12 protein-coding genes are annotated in these 26,567 nt (G+C 64.5%); 4 read left to right on the top strand and 8 right to left on the bottom strand.

Annotated elements, in window-relative coordinates:
* Positions 1-167: 167 nt before the first annotated feature.
* From ACGFH6_RS29970 to ACGFH6_RS29935, 8 genes are all read right to left on the bottom strand, one after another.
* Complete coding sequence (locus tag ACGFH6_RS29970) at positions 168-5,933, bottom strand: RHS repeat-associated core domain-containing protein (protein ID WP_393390702.1); 5,766 nt, start codon at positions 5,931-5,933, stop codon at positions 168-170.
* Between the two features lie 131 nt (positions 5,934-6,064).
* Positions 6,065-12,754: a LamG domain-containing protein gene (locus tag ACGFH6_RS29965; protein WP_393390700.1), complete on the bottom strand. Its 6,690-nt coding sequence runs from the start codon at positions 12,752-12,754 to the stop codon at positions 6,065-6,067.
* Between the two features lie 426 nt (positions 12,755-13,180).
* On the bottom strand, positions 13,181-13,312 hold the full coding sequence (locus ACGFH6_RS29960; protein ID WP_393390698.1) for a hypothetical protein: 132 nt from the start codon (positions 13,310-13,312) through the stop codon (positions 13,181-13,183).
* Between the two features lie 401 nt (positions 13,313-13,713).
* Positions 13,714-14,949 carry an MFS transporter gene (locus tag ACGFH6_RS29955; protein ID WP_393390696.1) on the bottom strand — a complete coding sequence of 412 codons (1,236 nt, stop codon included), beginning with the start codon at positions 14,947-14,949 and terminating at the stop codon, positions 13,714-13,716.
* Positions 14,950-14,975: 26 nt separating this feature from the next.
* Complete coding sequence (locus ACGFH6_RS29950; RefSeq protein WP_393390694.1) at positions 14,976-15,203, bottom strand: hypothetical protein; 228 nt, start codon at positions 15,201-15,203, stop codon at positions 14,976-14,978.
* A gap of 867 nt (positions 15,204-16,070) precedes the next feature.
* The gene (locus ACGFH6_RS29945) at positions 16,071-18,599 is read right to left on the bottom strand and encodes a BTAD domain-containing putative transcriptional regulator (protein ID WP_393390692.1); all 2,529 of its coding nucleotides are present in this window, start codon (positions 18,597-18,599) and stop codon (positions 16,071-16,073) included.
* A gap of 84 nt (positions 18,600-18,683) precedes the next feature.
* Positions 18,684-19,409 carry a hypothetical protein gene (locus ACGFH6_RS29940; RefSeq protein ID WP_393390690.1) on the bottom strand — a complete coding sequence of 242 codons (726 nt, stop codon included), beginning with the start codon at positions 19,407-19,409 and terminating at the stop codon, positions 18,684-18,686.
* A 926-nt stretch (positions 19,410-20,335) separates the two neighbouring features.
* Positions 20,336-21,307, bottom strand: coding sequence for an ArsR/SmtB family transcription factor (locus ACGFH6_RS29935; protein ID WP_393390688.1), 972 nt, complete (start codon positions 21,305-21,307; stop codon positions 20,336-20,338).
* A gap of 60 nt (positions 21,308-21,367) precedes the next feature.
* Between ACGFH6_RS29935 and ACGFH6_RS29930 the strand changes: the two genes are divergently transcribed.
* From ACGFH6_RS29930 to ACGFH6_RS29915, 4 genes are all read left to right on the top strand, one after another.
* On the top strand, positions 21,368-22,642 hold the full coding sequence (locus ACGFH6_RS29930; protein WP_393390686.1) for a hypothetical protein: 1,275 nt from the start codon (positions 21,368-21,370) through the stop codon (positions 22,640-22,642).
* A 231-nt stretch (positions 22,643-22,873) separates the two neighbouring features.
* On the top strand, positions 22,874-23,338 hold the full coding sequence (locus ACGFH6_RS29925) for an SRPBCC domain-containing protein (RefSeq protein ID WP_393390684.1): 465 nt from the start codon (positions 22,874-22,876) through the stop codon (positions 23,336-23,338).
* A 194-nt stretch (positions 23,339-23,532) separates the two neighbouring features.
* Complete coding sequence (locus ACGFH6_RS29920; protein ID WP_393390682.1) at positions 23,533-23,979, top strand: SRPBCC domain-containing protein; 447 nt, start codon at positions 23,533-23,535, stop codon at positions 23,977-23,979.
* Between the two features lie 959 nt (positions 23,980-24,938).
* Entirely contained in the window at positions 24,939-26,528 is a 1,590-nt protein-coding gene (locus tag ACGFH6_RS29915; protein WP_393390680.1) for an alpha/beta fold hydrolase, read from the top strand.
* Positions 26,529-26,567 lie beyond the last annotated feature (39 nt).

Here is a 26,567-nt window from a genome sequence, read left to right as displayed (position 1 = left end):
AGACGCCGGGAGAGCCCGATCTGCTGAGTGCGGTTCGTGAGCAATCGATTTCTCATCGACCCTCGATGTCGACGGCAGACGCCTCGCCAGCGTGCAAGCGGCACATCGACTGAATCCATCAAGATCAACATTCTGACGAATCTCAACCTGCTTCCCAGGGCAGCGGCTCACCAGCGGAAGATGTAACCGGAATTACCTGCAACTTCGGAGTACTTGATTTTGTCCGGTATGAACCACGGAACATCGATCTTCTTCCCTGCGAAGTTGGTCAGATCGACCTTGCCGAAGTCCACGCCCAAGAGGCCGAGCTTGTGTGTGTTCGAGGGCCGCCCCGTATCCGGATCCACTCCGACCTGCACGCTTATCGACCCGGTGTTGAACCGCCCCAGCCCGGGGAAACGCTTCGTCTCCGCTCGCACGTTGCCCGCCATGCGATTCATGGCCGTCGCGCCACTAGTGCTGTGCCGAAGATCGAGGCCGAACGAGCCGCCGATCTTCGGAGACACCTCCGCCGAGGCATTGCCGTTCACCGTGACTCCGTGTATGTCCACGGAGACACACCCTTCGGCCGAAGCGCCACCGAATATTACGGCACCTACCGAGCCGCAGAGAGAAATCGACGCATGTTCACGTCGCGCCAGATAGTCGTCGTACCTGCCGGTCACAATTTGGTCTGCGCGCCGTATCTGGTCAGGCGTGCAGTAGCCGGAAGTACTGTAGATTCCGCTTGTGCTGGCACAGGCCCAGTCGACGGGTACGGGCGCCGGCTCGTTCGGTATGTAAACGAGGTCCGGTGTGCCCTCTAGTGAGTATCGCTTGTCCCGCAGCGCTGCACGCTTGGCAAGGTCACTCAGGCTCTTCTGATAGGCGGTGTTCTTCGTCGCACGGGTCTGTGCTCGGTCGATGGACCCACCGCTGCTAGTGGCTGGCGCGACCACACTCCTGTTGGCCGCAGCGCCCGGCGCGGTGGAGTTGCCGTCCGTCTCGAGGAAATAGAACATCCCGCTCGGGTCGCTGAATGTCGTCGGGTTGCTGTTCGCGTACGCGTAACCGTTCATCTGTTGCGGATCACTCGGATCGAGCACCGGATCGACCGAGATGAATCGACCGAGCGCGGGATCGTAGTCGCGCGCGCCGAGGTGCGTTAGGCCGGATGATGAGCTGTCGACGGTACCGCCGACGAATCCACGGTCACCTCGCCACGATGCCGGCACTGAACCGCGGCTGTTTCCGAACGGATCGCTGCGGCGGATCGATACGGCTTGGCTCGCGGTGTCGATGGCGACGTTGTCCGTACCGTGATAGTCGGCAGCGAGCCAAGTCAGTCCAGTGGCTGTGCGCACCGCAACCGAGGATCCACCGTGTTCGTAGTAGCGCGTCGCAGTCTTGGCACCAGTCGCCTGATCTACGTGCAGTTCCTGGCCAGGCAGGTAGAGGGTCGCGCCCGTTGCGTCGCGACTCATCAGTCGTGATCCAGATGAGTCGTAGACATACGATGTCGTCTTGCCGACCGCGGTGACGCTGGACAGATGACCTTCAGGATCCCAGGTGACGGTCTGTCCAGCGCGCGAAGTCAGATCACCTGACGCGTCATAGCGATAGGTGCTGACTGTGGTCCCCGACGGCGCGCTGACTGACAGTGCAGTCAGCGTGTGTGGTGAGGAGGCGCCGCCGTCGATGGGATAGGTGTAGGTCGAGGTGGTATTGCCGGTTGCTACGTGCACTGTGGAGCTGCGGCGGTTGCCATTCAGGTCATACGTGAAGGACTGCCAGTAGGGCGCCGGTCCTGACACGGCCGACATGCTCGGATCGGCCGCACAGCCGTTACCCGGCGTCCACGCTTCGGTGAGTCGGCGCAGGTAGTCGTAACGGAAGCACTGCGTGTCCGCAGCGCGATCGAGCGTGGTGTCGGCGACCCTCGTGACATTGCCCGCCAGGTCGTAGCCGTAATTCAGATCGAGTTGCATCGGGTGTGCAACCTCAGCGTCGACGATCGACCGGGTGATGCGCCTGGTCTGATCGTCCATGTAGTAGGACAGCCAGACTCGCTTTGTGTCCCTGCCCAATTCCAACCGCTGTGGCTCGCCGTAGCGCGAGTAGACGGTGGAGTTGACATAGAACGTCGTTCCGGCAGATCCGCCGGTAGTCTGCGTCGGAAGGCCGAGCTCGTCGAACGCATGCGAGACAACCTCGGCGGGCAGGTCACCGATCGCTGGCATCTCCTCCGTCGAGATGGTGCCGTCGACGTTGTAGCCCAGCGCCAGCGGGTACGTGCCCGCAAGCAGGCCCTCCGATTGCGGGATTGTCACGGACGTGTCGAGTGGCTTGTTCAGCGCAGTGTAGCTGCCGGTCTGGCTGATATAGGCGTTACCGGCATCGTCATAACGAGTCCCTGTAGCGGGGAGTCCCTTTCCATAAATCGCGGTGTCGTAGCTCCAGCTCGCGAGTATCTGGCCGCTCGATCCGCGGCGTTCCTCAATCATGCGGCCGAGCTTGTCGTAGTTGTAGGCGAGGGTTACCCCGCGAGCATCCGTATGGGTCTTCACCCGCCCATTAGCGTCATACGTCATGCTCTCGTGGCCCTTGTCGACGTCGTCCGAGCTGGTCTGGCGGCCATGCAAGTCGTACGTGTAGCTCCACGTATTTCCTGCCGCGTCAGAGATCGCCGCAAGCCTCCCATCCGGCTCGTACGTGTACGTCGTCCGGTCAAATGCGCCTGTGGCCTGCGCACCGTGGTGCTGCAGCAAAGCGATGGTGCGACCGCGGGCATCCGTGACCGTTGTGGTTGGCGTACCCCCAGCCGGTGGCGTGACGCTAACTCGGTCGCCGTCGTAGGTCGCGTCGGTGTGCCACAGAGGCGTGCCGTTGCCCTTGAACGTCTCCGTGGCGAGGCGCCCGGCACTGTCGTACCTCAACTCGGTAAGGCCGGGGATCGCTATGTCCGCAGCGAGCCAGATGCTGCCGTCGGGTGCGCTGTTGTTGAAATATGGGTTGGTGGTTTGGTATGGACGTCCCTGCGAGTCGTATCGGGTGTCGACGACCAATCGGCCGCCGCCCTCGGCAGGTGACTGCGTCTGCCGCTGACGAAGCAAGCCGTCATAGAGAACGTTGCGGTTTGTGTAGTGACCGCTGGCATTGAGCGCCTGGCTGGTCACGACGGTTGGCGCATCGCTGTGGATCGAGTAGCTGAACTTGTAACTGCCAGACGTGGGGTAGGTGGCTCGCTTTCGGTTCGGCAGCCACACCTGCGTCAACTCGCCAAGTGCATCGTAGATCGACTCGGTCTTGCGGCCATTCGGGTCGTTCTCCACCGTGGGCAGGCCTCGGGCCGGCTGGAGGATCGTCGTCGTCGCAAACCCGTTCGGGTAAGCGGCGGTGCCGGGAGTAATCTTCACGGTCTGGGTTACCGGCCCGGCGAGCGCGGGTGTGTACGCGGTCTTCGTCGCGTTGCCTAGGGCGTCTGTGCTCTCGGTGACGCGCCCCCGGCGGTCGTAGGTCGCACTCGAGTCGCGGGTGTACTTGGCGGCGCCCTCAGCGGGGTATTGGTCGAGGCGGTCGATAGCACTGACGTCCCCACGACTCGGCGGGGTACTCCATGCGAGCTGATCATAAGACCACCGAGTGCCTGACACAGCATCGTGTGGATACGTTGGCGTCACGTCACAGTTCACCGCCACGGTCTCCGTTTGCACCGGTAGCGATCGCAGCCAAACCGAGTCATTGCGTACATAGACCGTGTTCGTGCACAGGTCGTCGGTGGCGGTCGCTGCGTCGCCGAAGTCGTTGACCTGAGTGGGTTGGCCGGCGACGTCGTAGGTCGTGACGGTACGCGTCGTGCGCCAGCCGCCGGCCTTCAGCGCAGTGAACGCGCGCACGGTTCCCGGCGCAACGAAGTAGGCCTGGTAGACGCCGCGGGTCGCTGTTGGACCGCGCCAAACCGGATCGGTGATTGACTTCTCGACCACGTTTTCGCCAGTGCCGTCGTGCGTGCTCGTCTCGTAGTCGAAACCGTTGAGCCAGTCGGAATCGGCGCGGGCTCCGCCTTCGGAGTCGGTGACGATCGCCGCTCGGGTGCCGACGGGCAGATGGTCGCCGTCCATGCCGCGGTAGTACCGCTGCTCGGTCATAGTGACTGGGCCGGAGGGATCATTCGCCGAACCGTTGCGGATTCGGACGCGGCCGAAACCGCGGAACTCATTCCAGGTTTTCTTAGCGGCTGGTGTGAACTCCGACATGTCGTAGTGCCACCCAGCACCATCGAGGTATTCGTAGCTGCGCACCTGCGCTGTCGTGCTCGTGAGCCGGTCGGACGAGACGACCGATGCGACGACGTACTTGTGGAAGTAGTCCGTGCGGTCGTTGCCTAGCCGGTCGGACCAGTTGACCGGGAAGCATCGGCGCGTGTTCGTCTGCGGGTTGGCCGGCAACGATGTCGGCGAGCAGTCAGGCTGGGCATAGTTCACTGACGTGAGGCCGCCAGCCTCGGACATGATGCCAGTGATCCGGTACCGGAGCAGCGGGGCGATGCCGTCTACCGGAGCCACTCGGTTGGCCATTGCGGAGCCCATGAACGTGACGGGCGGTAGCGTAATGGGCGTACCGACGAGGCCGGTATGGCTGACTGCGTGCAACCATAGTGAGGCCTTCTCGCCGTCGCCAGGGTCGGGGTATTGGTAGTCGAGCGTCCACGCGTCGACATTGTCGTACGCAGTGCCATTCCAGACGCCTGTAGTGACCGTCGCCAGCCGCTTGGTCGACCAGAACGTCGGGGCATAGTTGCCGTGACAAGTCGCGGTCGTGCAACTGGCAGTCCAGGGCACGTCCGGCCAGTTCTCCTTCATGGTCGGCGTGCAGTTGCTGCCAGGCACGCACCGATCGGCATAGCCGAAGACAACCCTGCCGCTGGCGTGGATTGACGCCTCGTCGGCTCGAAGGCCGTACTCGATCTCGCGCAACGTACCAGAGCGGGTGTAGGAGACGGCGGAGTCTTGCAGGTTGCGTCCGTAGGAGTTCTTCTCGGCGTCGTAGGAGAAGATCGTCATGTTGCCGTGCCTGTCGATGATCTTGTCGAGATTCCACCGCCAGCCCTGCATGCACGACGACGCCGCGAATCCGGCACCACTGTTGCACGGCTCGCCGGCATCGTCACCGAACACAGGCGCGGTCCAAGTTGAGTTCGACTCCGGACGCGATCCGAAGTAGTACTGCGTTCCATCGGCCGTGATGATCCGCCAGCACTCATTGTCGTTGTCACCGTTGCCGGGGCAACTGGTCAGGTGATCAACGCGGGATCCATCGTCGTTCTTTGCATGCCAACCGAGGCTGCCCCCGTTGATCAAGGCGCCACCGCCGCCCGGGTAGGACGCGGTCGCATTGTCGGACCGCCAGCACAGGTCGCCAGTCTTCGGCGCCGTCGTGCCGCCTGCCGTATCGTCGGCGCACCCGCCGTAGCTTCGCTCCACGAAACCACCAGCGCCAAGTTCCCACCCGTCGCCGACCACCGAAGCCTGGTTGTTCGTCGCGTTGGTTCGGCCGTCCACTGCGGATGATGTGTACGACAGAGTGACACTCGGGTCGAGTCCACCAGGCGACGGCGGCACCTCCATCGGATAGGACCAGGAGAAGGTTCCGGTCTGCGGTGACACCTTCCAGTCCGCTGACGCCGCCAGCGAGGTCGCCTGGTAGTTGCTGGCGCCATCGGAGGCCTGACGCGGAGCCTGGTCACCCTGCAGCGTCGCCGAACTAGCACCGTCGATCGGGGCCGGTGACATCGACTGCTCGCTCTGCGCCACCGACGCGGTCTGCTGCAGCGGGATGGAAGGACCGGAGGATGCGCGAGCGGCAGGAGGCGCCGCGAGCGCGATAAGCGAAGCGAGTAGAGTCCCGGCCGACAGAACCGCGACACTTTGGCGCGCTGGCAAACGTAAACGCATGATCTCTCCTCGGACGGTTCGGCTCACCGGTCAGGAGGGAGCCGGTGAGCCGAACCCGCTTTTGTCTCGCCGGGGGTGATAGGCAAGGTCCGACGACTACTGAGTCGCACCTCGCCGTCTGAAGTGCAGACTCATTCGAGTGACGTGTCGGGTGGTGATACCAGGACGTAGCCGAGCAGCGTCTTGATCGGGGCGCCCTCGCACATTGGGTCGAGTGAAGTCATACGGTCGCCGTCGGCCAACGTGCATTGGTACAACGCCCGGCGGTTCGGATCCGTCGGCGTACTGGCGCCCGTGAAGATGTATCCAACATTGCCGCGGAACTCGTTGCCGGCACAGGCCGGGTCAAGCGAGAGAAAGTACTCAACGCCGTCGACGCAATTGACGAGCAGCTGCGTGCCGGCGAGCGGAACCATAGACAGCCAGCCTTGTGAACCTTCGAAGTGGTAGCTCGGCGGTGTCCCGTTGGTCGTACTGATGTGATCGTTGCCGTACTTGATGTAGTAGCGAGCCAATTGCTGGTACGCCGGCAGATACCCGAGCAGCCCGAGATCGGTCAGGCCCTCGCAGATCGTTCCGTCCGCTGATTCGAACGTATCGCCGCCACTCTGACATTGATGCAACGCGATCGTCGGGAGATTCGTCGGTGCCACCGTGTAGATCGAGCCGATCTCACCGAGCACCGTGTTCCCATCGCAGTTCGGGTCGACAGAGGTGAACCCGTCGGTGCCGTTCTGGCATGAGTACAGCGCCCGGGTATTCGGGGCACCAGCCGGCGCAGACATGCCCATCGGGCCCTCGAACCAGTACCCCGCACGTGGCGGTGCATCGGTGCCCGCCGTGTAGTGATCGCCCAACTTGACGAATCGGCCGATCGAGCCGGACGGCGCCGCAGGATAACCTCCAGTCTCGGCGATCTCGGCATCGTTGGCGGCCCCAGTCAGCGTGCGTACCTCATCGATCGTGCCACCGAAGAAATCGCTCGGCACACCCCGATAGAGGTCACGTCCGATGGTGAACACCCCTGAGCTGCGCCAAAGTGTCACGCCATCCTTGATGCCGGCCAGCGACCCGTTGACGTACAACCGCAGCTGGCGGGCGGTCACGTCATAGACTCCGGTGAGGTGCGTCCAGGTGCCCAGCGCCGCGGGCTCGCCAGAAGTCGCGTAGGTGAACGTTGCACTGTCGGAGTCTTGTGTTGCACCTCCGAACGTCCAGCGGTCGATGTTCGGCCTGTACTGCAAGGCGAACCCGCTCATCCGCGTGCCGTCCTGGGCGAGCACTGTCGCGACATGATCCTTGCGGGTGAGCATCGCCCAGGCCGAGACTGTGAAGGAGTCGGTCGTCGCCTCGCCTATGTAGCGCGCCGTCGCGGCGCCGGTGGTGCCGTCGAGTTGCAGTCCTGTCGAGTAATAGGCGCCGGGCCCGTATACGCCCGGACCGAACGACGTACCTGACGCCGTCAGTGTGGCGTCATTGCGGCGCCAGCTGTAGGAGCGGGCGGTGCTGTCATCGAAGCGCCAGTGGTCGAGCAGGCTCGCGGGTGCGTCGTCGTGGATCTGGCGAATCTGCGAGTCGGCCAACGACTGGTTGAACACGCGCACCTCGTCGACCACACCGGAGTCGAACTCACATGAGGCTCCACCGCACTTGGCCCGTCCGATCGTGAATGCGCCGGAAGAGGTCTGCGGAACGACACCGGTACGCGCTCCGGACAGCAGGCCGTTGACGTACAACCGAAGCTGCTGCGTGGTGGCGTCGTATACGACGCCGAGGTGGGTCCAGCCGTCGGCGGCTGCGGGGCTCACCGATGTAACCGCCGGACTGCCCGGCACGAGTGCCGCCCACTTGCCCAATGCCGCGTTGTACTGCAGCCGGAACGCGCTGTCGGTCACGCTGTCCTGAGCGAGGATCGTCTCATTGCCCGGACCATAGCGGTCCATGTACACCCATGACGTGGCACTCCAACTGGCGCTCGGCGCCGTGTTGAGCACTGGCCCAGTGGTCGCCGCGTAGCCATTCGACGTACCGTCGAATCGCGTTGCACTGTTGCCGACTCGCCCGCTCGTCCACGACGCGCCCGAACCCAGACTGGCGTCGCGGTGGTGCGCCGTCGCATCGCCCGTCGTCGTGCCAGAGCCCTCTTCGAACGACCAGTGCGCCTCGTCACCTGTCGCCGGTCCGGCGCCGGGACGTTTGCCGCTATAGGAGTTGTAGAGGTTGGTGACCCGGTCGGAGTCGAGCATCCCGGTGTACACCCGGACATCGTCGATGCTGCCCGGCCAGTAGTCGGTGTCCTGGTCGGCCGTGCGCCCGCGGCCGATCTGCAACCCGGCCGTGGCCCTCCACGGATTATCGATCGTGCCATCACCCTTGCGGGTGCCGTTCACATAGAGCCAGAGGCGTCCGGCCGTCGGGTCGTATGTGCCGACGAGATGCACCCACTGATTGAAGTCGGTAGATCGTGCCGAGACAGCCGCCTTGAGTACGAAAGCATCAGGAGCGTCCGAGTTCGGCATCTCGAAGAACCAGCGGCCCGGCGCGATGCTGTTATCGTCGTCGACCACGTGGCCGAGTCGAAACTTGCTGTTGTGTACGCCGTCGCGACTGACCGCGACCTGCTTACAGAATGGGCGGTTGTCGAGGTCGCAATCCATCGCCGACGATGGCAGCCACACCCATGCCGAGACGCTGAAGCTCTGATCGGTCGGTGCGTCAAGGCCGGTCGTCGACACGACACCGTTCGCTCCGTTGAAGGCAACAGCGTTGCCGACGCGGCCAGGCACATGTGTTACCCCGCTCGAGAGGGCGCCGCTTCGCGCACCCGTGGCGTCCGCCGCATGCGTACCGCTCGACTCGTCCAGGCGCCACGAATGCACCAGGTTGAGATCGCGTCCAACGAGCTTGGTGATCTCGTCGCCGAACAGCACTCGACGGTACGCGTTCACGTCGTCGACCGCCCCCGGGAAGAAGTCGGCAGCGGAACCGCTCTTCTTGGCCCGCCCGATCACGAACGAGCCGGCGCCGTTGACTGTGGCATCCGGGCTGCCGTTGCGGGTCTTCGTGCCGGCGAGAACGCCGTTGACGTAAAGCCGGATCTGGTTGCGCGGCGCATCCCATACACCCACGAGGCTGGTCCATACTCCCAACTGCGCGATCCCGCCGACGACCCGGTCACCTGGCGCTGTTCCGGTCTGATCGTGGTTCTCTACGAAGAAGGCCCAGTGACCGTCGTTGGTCGCTTGCAGATTGAAGGCACTCGCCTGTGGGTTGTCCTGCGACACAGCCGTCGACCAAGCTCCGGTTCGATCCAGCCGGACCCATGCCGTGACCGAAAAGCCTTCCGCTGAATTGACCGCGTGTGGAGCGGAGATCGCAGCGTTCGTGCCGTTGAGTTGCGCGGCGAGATCTGTCGCGTCGGGCACGTCGGAGTGTCCAGCGGTCCATGACATGTCGCCCTGCGCCGTTCCGTTGAATCGACCGTTGGCGTCGTCACCGTTCCCGTTGAGATGCCAGGTTCCCTCGGTCACGCCGTCCTGACCCACCAGGCCGCGGATCTCAGCATCGGTCAAACCACGGCCGTATAGGCGGATGTTATCGATCGAACCCGACCAGTGATCGTGGTCAACGTTCGAGCCCCATCTGGAGCGCCCCATCTGGAACGGGCCAGTCGCGTCCCAGTCGGGAGCCGTGCGCTGCGCCGTCCCGGCCAGAACGCCGTCGACGTAGAGGCGCAGCACACGGGCCGTGGCGTCATAGACCCCGACAAGGTGGGTCCTGCGAGCGGGATCCTTGGATGCAGGCGTACTCGCCCAAGCCGAGTCAGTGCCTTGGTCGGATGTGTCCGATTTCGGCATCCCGAACATCCACCTGCCGCCGTTCTCGGGCCGGTACCATAGCGCGAAGCCGGGGAATAGTTGACCCTCCTGGCTGAGCACCGCCCTAGGGATGTCGTACTTGTCGAGCGTCACCCACGCCGACACTGTGAAGCTCTGGCTGGTGTGCAGCTCCGGAGCGTTTGTCGTCGCGTAGCCACCGTTCGAGCCATCGAGGATTAGCGAGCCATCGCCCATCATCGCCGGTTTGGCGATTCGCGCAGTGCCGTTCAGGACAGCCGAGTCAGCCCCGACCTCGTTGGGAGTCGTTGAGCCATTGGCCTGGTCGAGCTTCCAGTAATCGACCTGACTCGGGCCACCGTCTTGTCCGTTATCGCCGCTAGCAGCGGCAATCTCATCGACCGAGAGCGCCCGGTCATAGAGCTTCACCTCATCGATCGAGCCTTTCCATCTGTCGGTGTCCTCGATGCCGTTCCACTTGATCGCGCCGATCTCAACCGGCCCGGTCGCGTTCCACGGAGTGCCCACTCGCGGCACCGGAGTGCCTTGCAGGACGCCGTTCACATACAGGCGGAGCTGCCCGGCGATCGCGTCATAGACTCCGTCCAGATGGGTCCAGGTGTCGAATTGTGCGACGTCCGTCGACCACGCGCCAGGCATGGCACTGTCGTCCACAGTTGGCATATTGAACACCCACCGGTTGCCGCGCACTGAGTCATGGCGATACCACAGGTTGAATCCGCCGTAAGACGGCCCGTCCTGTGTCGCGACACCTCTGGCACAGTCGACGCAATGCGGGTCGGGAAGCTTCACCCACGCGGATACGGTGAAACTGGCCGCGGTGTTGACGGCGTTCGGCGCTGTGAACTTGGTGCCCACGGCGCCATCGAGCAATAACCCCGACCCAATGGCGCCTGACCCGAAGGCGGCATGAGCCTGCAAGGTCCCGTCGTGATCGCCGAGGTAGGCGCTGTCCTTCGTGTCCCCCTCGAATGACCACTGCGCCGCCGGTCCACTGCCCGGTCGCGCGTAGAAGCGGTACGAACTGATCGGGCTCAGGTGGCCGGCCCGGTCGACCGAACGCACGAACAGGGTCTGCGGGCCGTCGCCGGGGGGCGCGAGGGCAACGCCCACAGTACCGTTCAGCGACGGTGCGTCGACTGATGTAGTTGGAGGTGACTGCCAGCCGTAGAGGTAGCGATCAACGTCGCGCTGGTTCGCGGGTGTGTTGCTGGCGGGCGAGAAGGTAAATGTTCCTGGCACGCCTGCTCCACCGTGCCAACTGTTGTCTGGTCGATACAGCTCGCTGTTCACCGTGGGGGCGAGGCTCAGACCCACCAGATCGACAGTGAACGAACTTGGTCCGCTCGCAGTTGGACTCAGGTCACGGCCGTCGCTGCCACTTGCCTTCCAAGTGATGGTTTTGCCATCGACCGCCGTCAAATCGAACGGGTCTGACGTGAAGTCGCCGGGCGCGTGGGTCGCCTCGGTCCGGGGACCCAGCGCATCGCCGATCAGGTCCCACGTCGGGGTGATCGAATCGCCATCCCAGTCAGCCATGAACCCGTACAGCTGGATGCTCGTGCTGCCGTAGTACCGCTTCCCGCCACAGTTGTGACACGGCGCGGCCAGCGGCGGAACGGTGGTCAAGTTGGTCGGGATGAGTGGGGGACGGTTGTAGTCGATGGTGAGACTCGCGCTGTTCGGGTCGAACTTGCGCCAGGCCAAGCCGTCGCCCTCGTTCTGGGCTTTGAGAAAGTACGTCGAGGTCGCGTTGAGAGTGACACTCGTGCCGGCCGCGAAGCCGACCGACTGCCAGTTGCACGGCCCGTTGTGATTGTTCACGTTCGGCACGGACGTCGTGCTGAGCTTGCTACCCGACGGATTGTTGATCGTCGAGCCAGACCCGATGCCCCCACTCGCGCGATAGAGATCGATCGGGCGGTTCGAGGCCGAATTGCCGCATGTCCAACTCGGCCCGTAGACCGTCGTAATGTTCATCGTGACGTTCTTGACGATGGCGTCCGCCGCGAAGCCCGTCGTGTCGAACATGAAGTAGGACCAGCCATTGGTCAGGCCGGCGCAGGCCGCTGACGGGTAGCAAAGGCCCACCTGTGCCCAGGTGCCGTCTGGGCTGCGGTCCAGCCCGGGGGCGGCCTGCGGGAACACTGAGTTCCAGTGCATCCTGCCACGAGTCCAGAAGGGGTCGATCACGACGGGGAACCGTGTCGACCGTGCGGTCAACAACTTGCGATCTGGCACGATGGTCAGGGCGTCAGCGTCGACGGCGATCCGGGCGACAGCACGGTGCGCTGACTTGGTGGAGTCCCACATCGCCAGTGGCGGTGCCGATCTCACAACCTCGCCCTTGGTGTCCCTGGTCTCGAGACCGCCCGCCGGCGTCGCCCGCAGCCGCAGGCCATCGGATTGCGTCGTGAGCCGGATCCTCGCCAGCGCGGGATTCTTCGCGGCCAACGCGTTCTTCACGACAATGTCTTCCTCGTGGCCCGAAGCAAGCGCCCGGATGACCAGGTCAACGCCTGGCAACACGTTGACATAGGTGGCCTTCGACCCTCTCAGAGTCGGAGCCGGCAGCTTGCCCGGCCAGGAAAGGGCAAGCCGCTGGCCCTTGCCGCCGAAGCTCACCAGTGGCGCTCGGTCACCGCCGGGCGACAGCGACAGGCCCTCCGACGAGGCTCGCGGACCGATCGTGCCATTGGCACGACGCACGAGGGTGGTGTCGACCTGGACCCACTTGCCGCCCTGCTTCACCCGCACCGGACGGGCGTGGATCACGGCTGATGACGTGCCATCGGGATTCGCGTAAGTCTCGCTGGACTCGCGCCGCTCACTGATCACCTCGACACGCGAACCCTGCACCCGAGCCGCCCGCATCGCCGACACGGCATCGGCTGCCGCGGCAACCGGCTGCGGCTTCGGGTGCGACCCGGCGTGATGCGCAACACTGACAACTGCGGTCACCATGGCGGCGACGATCGCGAACGCAACGCCCAAAGTGACCGCGTGCCTGGATCTGGTCAAGGGTCTGTTCCCAACTGTGATGTCTGCGTGACGCAAGCGAGGCGTCGACACCCGCGGGGCTTCATGCCTCGAACGCAGAGTTGCAGGCCCAGCATTCAGATCAGCTTCATCACGCCGACCCTGGGAAGGGTAGGTCCGTAGAGCGGAAAGTCTTGTAAGTAAGAGCGAACGGTGACTGCATCAGCTTCCGCAGACATGTGGGCGCCACCGGCGGAACGTGCGCCGGCCAGGGCTTCGCCGCCGGGCGATTGTCTACCACGATCTGCTCGACGCCGCCGTGTACATGGCGTCGATCTGGACGACGTAGGGATCCTGCGCGACCACGGCGAGGTCGGTGAGCGGCGCCGCTAGGCGCTGCACCCGGCCCGGTCAGCCTGACCTCGTCGCCGCGGAACCGAACCAGGTGTAGTGGTGGGACACGAGTCCGCAGTCCTGGCCGAGCAGTTGCTCGCTGACTCGATCACCAAGCACGGCATCGACGCCGATCAGCTGACCCTGCATGCCGACAACGGCTCCTCGACGGCCTCGGAACTGGTCGCATTCCTATTCGCCGACCTCGGCATGACCAAGACTCAGTCCCGGCCCCACACCTCCAACGACAACCGCTCAACTGCGGCATCGGCTATCCCACCCCGTCGACGTCCAACACACATGCGCCCAGGCCGCCCGAGACGCTCGCGCGGACATACCGACCGACACCGACCAGCGAGCCGAGAACGCTGGTGCGCAAGCACCCCCGAATCGCCCGCCCTGCCCACCACCGCCTGGATCGACAAACCCCCACCGAACCTGAAAGCAGGGGACAGCGACCGGTTGACTCGACGAATCACTAGCAAATCGTCTGAAAATCTTCACGCGCGGCGGTCGCCGAAGAAAGAGAGCTGATCGAATAGATTCTACGGTCAATCGAGGTCGGCGCGTGCCGGTGGTATGAAGCCGCGGTTGTGGTGTCGATTCCACGCCTGCCCGGCTAGCAGGCTAACGCCCACCCCAATGAGACCCATTACGCCAACAGCCGCCGACGGAGTGAGCAGATCGGCGACGGCGCCAGCGATTGCGATGCCTAGGCCTTGCGCCGCGAGCAGGCCGGCCCCGGCGAGCCCGAGCGCACGACCACGCCGATCGTCCGGAATTGCCTGCACAAACAGTGCTTGCGCGATAAATGTGTAAGAGGCCAAGCAACCGGTCAGAGTCCACATCGCGAGCACGATCGGCAAAGTCGGAACCAATGAGCTGACCAGCAGCGGGACCCCGGACAGCACGGCCAGCGGTGCAAGCACGCGCTCGCGGGCATCGGCATTGATCCGAGTCATCAGCCACGATCCAACCCCCGCCCCCACGGGGTCGGCAGCCATCAATAGTCCTACGGCGACGGCGCCGAGGCCAAGCTCGGCAGCGTACGGCGAGGCGAGACCCTCCGGCGCAATGTAGAACCCATAGCTGTAAAGGAGTCCAAGGAGATATCGCAGCCGCCTGTCCGTCCAGAGAATCTTCACACCACTCCACGGCGACAACTTGACCGTCGCCTCGGTTGACTCGGCCGATTGTGGATGATGCCGCCCCACACCAAAAAATACGACAGCCGCAGACACCGCGAACGTAGCTGCATCGAGAAGGAGCACGCCGCGCGGCCTGATGATGCCAACCAGTGCGCCACCGGCTGCGAATCCGCCAACTTGGACGAAGTTGTCAGTCATCGTCACGATGCTCAGGCCAGTGACATAGCTCTCTCCCTCAAGCACGTTAGGCAGTACAGCGTTTCGCGCGGCGCTATAGAGCGGCTGTAGTGACACGATCACGACAAGGAGAGCCGCCAGCGCCACCAGCGGCAGCCATGGTAGCGCCATCACTCCGACCACCACTGCCCTGCAGATCTCCGTCGTCACCATCACCGCCCGCCGCGAGTAGCGATCAGCCAAGCCGGACAGGAGCGGCGCGCTAATCAACGGCGGCAACAATGTCAGCGCGTAGGTAACAGTTGTCAGCGCCGCGGATGAGGTTCGCTCGAAGACCAGGATCGAGATCGCCACTCTGGCGAGTTGATCCCCGAGCCGGGACTGCGCATGCGCAATCCACAGTGCCCGAAATTCACCAACGGCAACAGCAGATCGAAACCCCACCTCGCCAGGTGACGGCATCAACTGTGGGTGGTGGATGGCATCTGCTACTGGTGGACCCAGGTCGCATCCGTTTCCGCAAGACGCAGCTCGCGGGTGCCGGCCCGCAGCTCGCGGGTGCCGGCCCGCAGCTCGCGGGTGCCGGCCCGCAGCTCGCGGGTGCCGGCCCGCAGCTCGCGGGTGAGCGGCGGTGCTGGGGTCGTCTGGAACCACTCCCTCTCAAGCGCTCCAAGCTGGCGAGTTGACCGACTGAGCAGACAGGTTGAAATCGTCATACCGAAAGGATGGCCTACCGCGGCTTCACTTTGACTTCATCTTGTCGCGCGGCGGCGATATCAAGTGGCTAAGCACCACCCGGCGCTGAGGTTTGTTTCGGTCTCGGCGACACCTGCCAGTTCACGAGGGGTATATGTGCATATCTCAACTGAACTTCGACATCGCCCGGGCTGTGTTACGGCGCATACCGCGACATCGGCGAACCGGCCAAGGACACCGGCGTCGTCGATGCTGGCCGGCCCACGCCTTGTCTTTGGCAGGTGATCAGGGTCGACCTACCGGTCTGGCGCAGCACACCCGATGCAGCGATCCGACCACTCTCAGCCCGGTCCCGGGCGAACCTGCCACGTCGAAACCGACGATCCGGTCGCGCACTACGTCGAGGTACCTCCAGCCCGACGCGTCAATCTGGCAACCGCCGTCAGTGCAGACTCCGAATCCTCTCCGAACCCATGTGCCTGTCTCGCCGGAGAAGGCGTGTCCTCCGGACGTCTGACTCAGATCCCGCTCGCCCGAGCCCTCCAAGTTTCTCGGCAACTCACGCGTGGCAGAATCAGAAGGTTCGTCCCAGACATAGAGGGCTTCTGCATCGGCGGAGCTAGTTGGCGGTTGCACCTGTGGACCTGGTTCGTGCTCCTCGCCAACTCCTCGATGGGTATCGGGAATGTGCGCGCCATCGAGTTGGCGCAATTTGGTTCGGACTCCGTCCGCAGCCCGATGCCGAAGATCGGTCAGGATCTCCAGTGCCACGACCCAGACCTTCCTCGCCGCCATCTTGTCGCCGGCGGCGAGGTGACAGTCGGCAAGTCGCGTACGACTAGCCGATACTGTCCCAGGCGGCGGCCACACCTGTACGGTCGCCACGATCACGCAGAAGCGCCAATGCGCCTCGACACTTTGTCTGGAGCCTGCTTGTAGTCACCAAGCGACGCATTGGCCCAGCTGATCGACTTTAGAGCACGGGCCTCACCGGTGAAGTCGCCCACGGTCACGAACAGGTCCCGGGCCCTCAGTGCTTGAAGCAGTGCTTCGTGGTGGCGTCCTTGCGCATCGAGCAGGTGGCCGATTGTCTGGTGAGTGCGGGCTAGATCGCGTTGATCGCCAACCCGCTCCGAAAGCCGCAAGGCCAGTCTGCAATGCATCTCGGCGTCGCCGAAGCGGCTGAGCCGGACATACGCCCGGGCCAGTTCGCGATGCCCACGGGCTTGGTCCGCCTCAGAGCCTCGGCTGGTTGCGAGATCCAGCGCTGATCGTGCGATTACGAGCCAGTCACGCTCGTCTCCATGACGAGAGAGGAATTCGTTGGCAGCCCACGACATCAGCCAGGCATGCTCGGCCAAATCCTCGTTGACAGCCTGTCGGATCGCGGCGATCAGAACAGCGTGCTCGGCGTCCCACCACGCATGGGCATCTTTCGCGTCGGCCAACCGATCGATGACGACTCCCGTCCCGACCGGCCGCGAGGGAGCCTGTTCCCACAATTCCACGTGCTCGGTTGCGGCGAGTGCTGTCCCCAGGTAGTGATCCAGCAGTCGGCGTATTGCCTTCCGTTTACTCGCCTCGGTGTCGACTGCTACGGCCAACTCGACGCCGTACGCACGCAACAGGTCGTGGAAGACGTATCGACCGGGCACGTGTTCGGTGACGAGGTGGGAGGTGCAGAGCTCGGCCAACAACGGCCTGACTTCGAGCGGAGCAAGGCCGACCGTACTCGCCGCTGCGTTCAATGCAACGTCCGGTCCAGGATGAAGGCTTAGCAGCCTGAAGAGACGTGCAGCCTGGTCGCTGAGAGCGTTGTATGACCAGGAGAACACCGCCCGAACCTCAGTCGGCTCATCCAGGCTCGCGAATCCATCGAGACTCCCCCGCGTGGCGCGTATCTCCGCTGCCAGTGCCGACAACGGGAAGTCCGGACTCGCGACAGCCCGCGCGGCGGTGACCACGAGCGCGAGCGGCAGCCGCGCGCAGAGCTCGATGATCTCATCGACCGCAGCAGATTCGGCAACCACTCGTCCAGCGCCAATGCGGTCAGCAAACATGCGGCCGGCTTCAGTACGGGTAGGCAGACCAAGCTCCACCAGCGCCGCACCTTCCTTCGCCACCAGGCCGATCATCTGATCCCGACTGGTGACGATGACCGTGTTGGCAGACCCGGGGATCAGGGGCCTGACCTGTTCGGGGCTGCGTGCGTTGTCGAGCACTACCAGCATCTGCTGACCGTCCATCAGCGAGCGGTACAAACCCATCCGATCATCCAACTCGGCAGGAATCTCGTCGTCTGGCAGCCCCAGGGCACGCAGAAGCCGCTTCAAGACGGACTTCGGCCGGAGTGGAGGCTCAGCGCCGAAGCCTCGCAGGTTGACCCAAAGCTGACCATCTGGAAACTGGTCGGCGACCCGACGCGACCAATGGGCAACCAACGAGGTCTTCCCCATGCCTGCGCTGCCAGACACGATCGCCACTCCACCGGTATCTCGAGCCTGGAAGCTGTCGAGCAACGCGAGCTCGCGCGACCGACCGGAGAAGGCCGGTATATCTGGTGGCAGCTGCCGCGGAACCGGTACTGAACGAATGGCAGCGCCGCCGATGTCGGCGACCGGCTGCGTTCGACCGGTCAGCACTGCTGCGTGCAGGGTCTGCAGCTCGTCCCCAGGATCGATGCCGAGTTCGTCGGTTAGCCGTCGCCTCACACCGTGATAGGCCTCAAGGGCGTCGGCTCGCCTGCCCGCACGGAAGAGGGCAAGGATCAGCTGCGCCGAGAGGCGTTCTCGCAATGGATAGTGCGCGGTCAGCGACGTGAGCTCCCCGATCACTTCCGCATGCCTGCCACGTAAGAGCTCGACGTCGAAGTAACGCTCGAGTGCCTGGGCCCTCTCCTCGACAAGTAGCGGAACGACCTCACGCTGGAGGAAGTCCGATGGCACATCCGCAAGCGGCGCCCCTCGCCACTCAGCCAACGCCTCACCGAGTAGCGAGGACTCCAGCTCCAAATCTTCATGATCCGCTGCCCGTCTAGCACGCTCCAAGCGAGAGCGGAAGCGTCCGAGATCTACGCTGGCCGCCTCCACATCCATCCGGTATGCACTCGGAGTGGTGGTGATGGAGATCGTCGGTGCCGCGACCCGAATGATGGCTCGCAATCGAGCTATGTAGAGCTGGACAGCACGCTGCGGATCATCGGGACCGTCGTTTCCCCATATCGCCTCCGCTAGCTCGACGACGGCGACCGACCGCCCGGCATGGACCAGCAACATGGTGAGGAGGATGCGATGCTTGGGAGAGGTGACCTCCAAGCTCCTGCCATTCACCCGGATTTCGAAGGTCCCCAGGATATGGAAATCGACTCCACCGCTTCTGCAGTCCGTCGCCGCCGGGACATCTGTGTCGTGCAGCACGGGTTCTGCCACCTCGCATTCACCGACGAGCACTGTTCACCGATACGGACCCCGATGTGCTGGTGTTTATCCATATGCGCATCCTCAGGGCCTCCTCGCAGAGCTGTCTGTTTTCCCTGCGCTTGCCCTAGGGCTAGTTGCTGCACACAGCCCACCGAAGGATCCCCACGTCACCACAGACCCGGCCAATTTCTCCGCCGGCAACGCGGATCGCACGATCGCACGAGATGGACATCCATGTGTAGAGGCGAACCCGCGAATAGTCCCGAGTCCCCGGTTCACCAACTCGACTTCGAAGTCTTTCCTCGCGGGGACCAACGACGACTCACGGGCGTCACCGATCAGCGCTCGGCACTGCCGCTGGGCGACCTCGAGTGCCATATTCCCGCCGATTCCGCCTACCGGCGGCGTGTAGTGGACTGCATCTCCTAGATGAGTGATGTTGATGGTCGCCCAGGGCTTCACCCTCGCGGCAGCGGAGAAGTCAGACTGACGTACTGTGCCCGACCCCTCCAGCAGCTGCTGCAGGGCTGGACGCCAACGGTCCATCCGGAGTCGAACGGTCCCAAGCAACGCCTGGCCGTGGGGATTCTCGATGCCGTGTGGATACGCATCTCCATGAGCGCCGCAGGCCCACATGGTGTAGTCGTTGTCCTTGACCTTCCGCACAAGCGCCTCGATGTCCAGACCAACTGCATTCAGTCGGATTCCGATACGCTCCACTATTGTGAGGATCCGGTTCTTCGTAGCGGTGATTGCTGAAGGCAACCAAGCGATGGTGTCGTCAAGACGCGGGAGCGTCTCATCCACTCCAATCGCGGGAGCGTCTGTGCGATGTGCGTCAGGCAACAACTGTGCGCGGACTCGGGATCGAGCGCCGTCCGGCCTTTGGCCGGCAACTGAGCTCGCATCCACGAAGAAGGCCGTCACTGTTCTGCCGACTGACGACCGCTCGAACTGAGTGAACCCTCCGTCAAAATCCGCCACATCGTCGAGGCTCGCGAGCAGTACTCGGCACAGCATTCGCCGGCTAACTGCGTGAGACCCGTTCGAGGGATCGATTGCCCCCGCCCGTGGATCCTCCTGCACGAACTCATTCAGCGCGCCTCGTCCTACCCACCCAACCGCTCACCAGGATCTCCTGATGCCGCGACCAGAACATGCCACAGCGTTCCAGGCACACGCTGAAGGGGAGTCCGACGTCCCGGAGGCTTGACGCTGAGCGGCTCGCCCTGAAGTTGAGCGCCAGTGTCCGATGACTCTCAAAGACGCTCGCTGTCGCCACAGCCTTCTTAAGGCCTTGCGCAAGAAGGCGCCCGCTGATGCCGTCAACCACAATCGTTGCTCGCATCTGGACCAACCACACGCGCCGCCCCTTTCATCCGGACCCGTCATCGGTCGCCCACCGCAACCTATGAGCGGCGTGCCTGCCAACATGACGCCTCTCAGGCGCGTGGACTGGCAACGATTCGGTCCTCGTCGAATCCCTGTCGGCCCAAGAGGCGCCTCCTGGCCTCACAGGCCCTGAGGAGCACGCCGTTGGCGACGCGCTGCCACGAGCTCCGGGACTCAGCGACGACGCCCGCTTCGGCACTCCGCGGTACGTCGAGAAACCCGTACGGAGAAGGCCTTTCCTTCGAGCCGAGTGCCTTCACGATCTCGAGCCAGCTCGCCGGCTTCGGACTTTGCCGCTCTCGACCGAGCTGCAGGTTGGTGGCTGCCCGACTGCACGATCCTCATGTCCGCTTGGGGCGGTCCGACGCCGATCGTCGGGCGATGCGACGGCCGGTGTCGGACTGCCAATACAGGACCGACCGGCCTGAGCGACGGCGCTCCAGCAGGCCGGCGTCGGTCAGGACGCGCAGATGGTCGGAGATTGTCGCCAGTGACAGACCGGTCGTGGCGACCAGCAATGTGGTGCTGACCGGTTCGGCCGCCTCGACCAGGATGCGCGCGCGGTTGCGGCCGAGCAGCTGCACGAGCGGCTCATCCGGCACGGCCGTCGTGGCGAGGACGCCCGTCACGGGATAGGCCAGGGCGAACCGGTCCGGCAGCCGCCAGCTGACGTTCACCCCCTGGGTGTGTGCGGCGATGAACATCAGATCCTGGCCCCGCACGTCCGTCACCGGGTAGTCCCAGCGATCCACCTGGAGCCGGCCGTCACCGAGCCATCGCACGTCGCGTCCAAGTCTGCGCAGTACGCCAGACCAACCCTGCTCGCTGAGCCGCGCCGTCCGCGACACGATGTCCGCCTGCAGAATCCGCAACCGCCGCGGCCAGTCCGGCTCAACGGTCGCGGTCCATACCCAGCGCAGCAACTCAGCCGCCTCCGCAGCCAGCCCATCAGTGTCGAGCAGGATCGCCGGCAGCGGCGTACGTACGACGCTCAGATCGGCACGGATCTTGTCGTCGGAGAGCCCCAATAGGAGCTCCAGCTCGTCGTCCAGCGCGAGGTTCGGCTCGAGCGGCGGAACGGTGAAGAAGTCCGCCGCCCAGCTCCGCCCGAAAGCACTGTCGACGAGCGCCGACCACACCGGATGTGACTTCAGCTGAGCCTCGAACGCATCCCTATATGCATCCCGCCACTGCCGGAACCACGGCTCCGACGGCGACAGCAGCACCTTCAGCGCGGACACACTTTCGGTGAACTGCGACGTACCGAACCGCGCGTTCGCCAGGGTGTCCGCATCGACCAGGAACTCGGACAACGCTTCGCCTCCACCCGAAACTGTAGACCGTGGCGCGGGCACCGTCGATCGTGTGGCGTCATGAGCACCTACCGGGAGATCTTCGCCAACCGCGAGTTCCGCAACCTGTGGATCGGCGGCGCGATCGGTAACGCGTCGGGCACGATGACCGGCCTGACGCTCGGGATCGTGGTCGACGCCGCAACCGGCTCGGCACTGCTCGTGGCGATGATGATGTTCGGTCCGTCGCTGGCGCAAGTCCTCGGCGTGTCGACGCTGATGTCGGCCGCCGACACTACCCGGCCCCGGCGCGTGCTCACGTTCCTAGCCGTCCTCTCAACCCTCGCAATCGCGGTCCAGGCAGCCTTCGACCTGAACGCCGGTCTCCGCCTCCTGCTGGCGCTCGCAGTAGCCTACGGATTGTCGATCGGTTCCGGTGTCCGCTGGGGCCTGCTGAGCGAGGTCGTCCACGAGGACCAGTTCGTTCTCGGCCGCTCAGCGATGAACCTGTCTGTTGGCGCGATGCAGATCGCGGGCTTCGGCATTGCGGGCGTCCTGCTGCAAGCCGTCAGCCCGGCGACAGTCCTTTGGCTGGCGACCGGCTTCTCGGCCCTTGCCGTCCCGGTCATCCGCTTCGGCCTCCGCGACCGTTCGCCACGCCGAATCGCGCGGACCGGCCTCGCCGAGACCTGGCGCGGCAACCGCACGCTCCTCGCTCAGGCCCGCATCCGTCCTTTGCTCTTGGCGCTGACGCTCCCATACGGTCTGATCGTCGGCTGCGAGGCCTTGTTCGTCCCGTACGCCGGCTTACGCGCCGGCTGGCTGCTCGCCGCTGGAGCCGCCGGGATGATGACCGGCGACCTCGTGGTCGGGCGGTTCCTCACCCGCAAAGGCCGCCGGATCGCGGCTCACTGGCTGCGGTTCATGCTCGCGATACCGTTTCTCGGCTTCGCATTCGACCTGCCGATCGCAGTTCTGTCGATCCTCGTCGCCATCGGCAGTTCTGGCTACTCGGCATCGCTGGCGCAGCAAGAGGTGCTGGTCGACCTGACACCGGCCGATCTCCGCGGTCAGGTCCTCGGCCTGGAGTCCGCTCTCCGCGTGACCGCATTCGGCGTGGTCGCAGCCCTGGCCGGTGCCCTCGCCGACCTAACTGCCGCCGCACCCGCGATGACCGTCTGCGCGGCCGCGTCCCTGCTCGTCTCCGCACTCATCAGCCGCCCCCTGATCCGGGTGATGAACGCCCAGCCGAGAATAGACCCGCCGAATGGGAGCGGTCCGGCCGCAAAGGGTCTCGATGCGGAACGGGCGGCGCGAGATCCTGGCGGCGCCGACCTGCCGGGTGAACGCGAATGAGCAGCTGCGCCAACAGCTCCGCCGAGTCCACGGTGCTCAAGATGTTGTCGTACTCGGTCGTATGACTGGAGTCGTCCCGAGCACGAGCGCCACGGTGACAACGCCGCGCTCCATCGTCACGCCGCCGCCCGGCAGCGCAAGCGCAGATAGGTGCAACCTGCGGGTTGCGCGTTTGGGTTTCATGCCCTACCGTAATACGCAACCAAAGGTTGCGATTCGAAGGAGTAGGTTATGCGCTACGAAAGCATCGAGCGAGAGCATCACATCGAGGCCAGGCCGGAGTCGGTATACGAAGCAATCACAACGTCGGACCACCTGCGCAGATGGTGGCCCGACGAGGCGGACATCCAGCCAGTGCCGGGTACGAGCGGGGTCGTCTCATTTGGCGATGCCTCGAACGCTCAGGCAAAGGTCGTACCACTCACCGTGGTAGAGGCGAACCCGCCTAAGCGCTTCTCGTTCAGGTGGGCCTATGACATGGGTCAGACCGCGGCCGCGGGCAACTCGCTCCTCGTCACTTTTGACCTCGTCCGATCGGGACGCGGCACGCTCCTCCGCTTCATCGAGACGGGGTTTCAGGAGATGGGCTGGGATGAGGCAGTACTGAAGGGCCGGCATCACGACCACGCCAGCGGATGGGATCACTTCCTCCCTCGACTCGTCACATACGCCGGTGGACTGGTCTCGACGCGATGAGTTCGCAACAGACGACCCGCTCTGGTCGGCGATCGACGATCCCGATCTGAGACGCGCGGCTGACCCAGTCGAACAGATCGCGGAAAGCAGGTCGGCACACCTACACGCTGACCTACGTACAAGTCACGACGAGCGCGGCCACGATCGTAGTGGCGCGCCGGGCAACCACGCTCACATGCAAAGGAGAAATCGACATGGTGGACATCCTGCACAGGATCGGCGTCACGGGATCCTCACCCAGCGCCGTCTACGAAACCTTGACGACGATCGACGGACTCGCGAAATGGTGGACTGAAGACACCGTCGGCGACGACAGCGTCGGCGGGGTGATCCGGTTCCGCTTCGGCGAGGCCGGCGGCTTCGACATGAAGGTCATCGAGAACCAGCCCGACGAGCTAGTCCGCTGGGAGGTCGTCGAGGGTCCCGAGGAATGGATCGGCACCCAGGTCCGGTTCGAGCTCAAGCAGGAAGACGGCTTCGCGATCGTGCTGTTCAGCCACGAGGGGTGGAAGGAACCGGTGGAGTTCATGAACCACTGCAGCACAAAGTGGGCCGTCTTCCTGATGAGCCTCAAGAAGCTGCTCGAGACCGGTGAGGGCGATCCTGCGCCGAACGACGTCAAGATCAGCAACTGGCACTAGATCGAGAAGGTGAACCGTCCAACCGTTCGTGCCGTCAGGTCCTTCGCCTGGCAGCACGAACGGCCCCGGCTGCATTCTCGAACACTAGCGTGGACAGTTCGCCGCAACGCACGCGAGCTGGTCGACGACGAGCTGCACGAGAAGTGCGACTCGAGATCTGGAATGTGACACGCGCCCGGAAGAAGTCGGGGTCGGGTGGATTGCCGAGCGGGACGAGTTCGCAGAGCTCATCCAGGCGCTGCGCTGCCGCTCCGTGGTACGGCGCAACTGTGACGGCGATGCCAACTCGCCACTCACCTGACTCGCGCCAGCTGGCAGCGCTCGGGCTCAGGGCGGGCGCCGAGCAGATACATGACGCATTTCTGGACGAACCGGACGTGCCCGACCCCGCCCCGATGTACGGCGTAACCGTTTGCCCCGGGCAAGGACCTGGTCGGGGCTGAACCTCTCCGAGGTCACCGGCGATGGGCGCAACCTTCAGCACGACTACCGGCAGAAGCACTGGCACTCGCTACCCCCGTGGAAGTTGTCCCAGGCGGCGGTCCTGCGCTCATCACCCATCGCAGCGCGCAGCCCCTCGACGTGCGAGGCGGCTCAAGCTGCCGCGCATCGACGGCATCGTGGTCGCGCACGCGTCGCCGTTGCTGGACGCCCTGATCGCGCTGTTCGAGACGCTGTGGGCCGCAGCCACGCCCTGCCGCTCGCGATCGAAGTCGTTCCTAGCCGACGCCTGGCGCTGACTGCCGACCCATATGCGCAGGGTTAATGTCCGACGCGGATCACAGCGGTCGTCGGCACCGCGCATCGCGCTCATCAACCTGAACACGAGACAATGCTCCCGAAGACACGATCGATTGGACGCCTGCTCACCCCGTCGCTCGGTGATCGAGTGGGCGCTGGGGATTCGAGTCAGCTCGAATCGTGGCGCCAGGGAGCACCAGGCGCGGATCGTCGGTGCCATGTTCAGCACAGCGGTACTCCCCAGACCTCGTCTCGGGCTGTTCGTGGCCGTGCTACTGGCTGCCGGCGTCCTGGTGATGCCGTCCGCGCGGTCGGCCACCGCTCACAGCGAATTGCAGTGGGGAGCGTGCCCGGACGATCTCGCCGGCCCGTTCCCGTCCCTGGTCTGCACAACAATGACAGTGCCCCTGGACTACGCGCATCCTCATGGCCGCAGCATCCAGTTGGTCGTGTCCAAGCACCTGGCCACCGATCCAGCGCGGCGCCGGGGTGTGCTGTTCGTGGACAACGGCGGCCCCGGCGGCAGCGCCGCGATGTACGCCGGGGCGCTGTCGACGCCGAACGTAAACGGGTACACCCGGCTCTCGGCCGACGTATTGGCGACGTACGACGTCATCGGGATGGATCCGCGCGGAGTTGTCCACAGCACGCCGCTGCACTGCGCCGCACCGGACTACTTCAAGCCTCCGCAACCAGACCCGGACGACCCTGCTATGCGAGATGAGCTGTGGTCGATCTGGCACGGGTACGCGCAGCAATGTGAGCAGAGTGCGGGCTGGTTGCTGCCATACGTCGGCACGGTGAATGTTGCCCGCGACATGGATCGGCTGCGCGCTGCGCTGGGTGAGTCGAAGATCAGCTACTTCGGAGTGTCGTACGGGAGCTACCTAGGTGCTGCGTACGGTCAACTGTTTCCGAAGCGCGTGGACCGAATGATCGTGGACGCGCTGCTGGACTTCACCCCGGAGCATCTGTGGTACGAGGTCGCGCATACGCAGGCGCAGGGACTGCAGCAGCGGCTCGACTCGACGCACGACTGGTCCTTCTTCAACTGGATCGCCCGATACGACAGCGTCTTCCACCTCGGCAACCAGGACCAGGTCCGGGCCTCCTTCAACCGGCTGCTGGCGGACTGGCGGGCTCATCCGCACGGTGCGGTCGGTGCGAGCGAGTTGCTCGGGCTGATGTACCCGGTGATGTTCTCGGAGGCGTTGTGGATCCCGGTCGCGCAGGCGTTGAGTGCCGCGGTCCACGGCGACGATAGCCAACTCGTTGCCTTCGCGACACCGGGTCTGGACGCCGCGTCCGAGCAAGGCGTCGCGATCTCGAACGCCGTCGAGTGCGTGGACGATTCATGGCCGCACCTCCGGTCGCGCTGGGAGGCCGACACGGCCCGCGAGGCGCAGACGTCGCAGTTCGCGTGGTGGCTGATGTTCTCCGAGTCGGTCTGTCAGGACTGGCCGGCACCGCAGCACGACGCCTTGCACATCACCGGTCGCGGGATGCCGCGGATCCTGATGTTCAACAGTGTCGGCGACCCGGCGACGGTGTACTCGGGCGCGCTGAACGTGCATCGGCGACTATCGAACTCCGTGCTCGTGACCGAGCGGAACGCCGGCAAGCACGTGGTGTTCGCCAACACCGAGGCGGCCGCCAATACGGAGGCCAACGCGATCGGCTCTCGGTACCTGGTGGCGGGCTCGTTGCCCGCGCACGACGTCTCGGTGGGGCCGCACCCGTTACCTGTCCCGGCCGCGGCCGCAGTGTCCGCCACCACGGCCCTGCGCCAGCTGACCGACGAGCGCTGACCGATCTGCCGCGCAGTCCCCATTCCCTCCTGTGGGGAC

Source organism: Kribbella sp. NPDC049227 (assembly GCF_043197265.1).
Classification (GTDB): Bacteria; Actinomycetota; Actinomycetes; order Propionibacteriales; family Kribbellaceae; genus Kribbella.
The sequence above is the reverse complement of the archived record's forward strand: the minus strand, read 5'-3'. Positions and strand labels throughout refer to the sequence as shown.

Excerpts from the sequence above, each read along its gene's own strand:
- ACGFH6_RS29925 (WP_393390684.1), top strand. The coding sequence starts at position 22,874 with ATGCGCTACGAAAGCATCGAGCGAGAGCATCACATCGAGGCCAGGCCG.
- ACGFH6_RS29960 (WP_393390698.1), bottom strand. The coding sequence starts at position 13,312 with ATGCAGGGTCAGCTGATCGGCGTCGATGCCGTGCTTGGTGATCGAGTC.
- ACGFH6_RS29915 (WP_393390680.1), top strand. The coding sequence starts at position 24,939 with ATGTTCAGCACAGCGGTACTCCCCAGACCTCGTCTCGGGCTGTTCGTG.
- ACGFH6_RS29970 (WP_393390702.1), bottom strand. The coding sequence starts at position 5,933 with ATGCGTTTACGTTTGCCAGCGCGCCAAAGTGTCGCGGTTCTGTCGGCC.
- ACGFH6_RS29930 (WP_393390686.1), top strand. The coding sequence starts at position 21,368 with ATGAGCACCTACCGGGAGATCTTCGCCAACCGCGAGTTCCGCAACCTG.
- ACGFH6_RS29965 (WP_393390700.1), bottom strand. The coding sequence starts at position 12,754 with ATGGTGACCGCAGTTGTCAGTGTTGCGCATCACGCCGGGTCGCACCCG.
- ACGFH6_RS29920 (WP_393390682.1), top strand. The coding sequence starts at position 23,533 with ATGGTGGACATCCTGCACAGGATCGGCGTCACGGGATCCTCACCCAGC.
- ACGFH6_RS29955 (WP_393390696.1), bottom strand. The coding sequence starts at position 14,949 with ATGCCGTCACCTGGCGAGGTGGGGTTTCGATCTGCTGTTGCCGTTGGT.
- ACGFH6_RS29950 (WP_393390694.1), bottom strand. The coding sequence starts at position 15,203 with ATGACGATTTCAACCTGTCTGCTCAGTCGGTCAACTCGCCAGCTTGGA.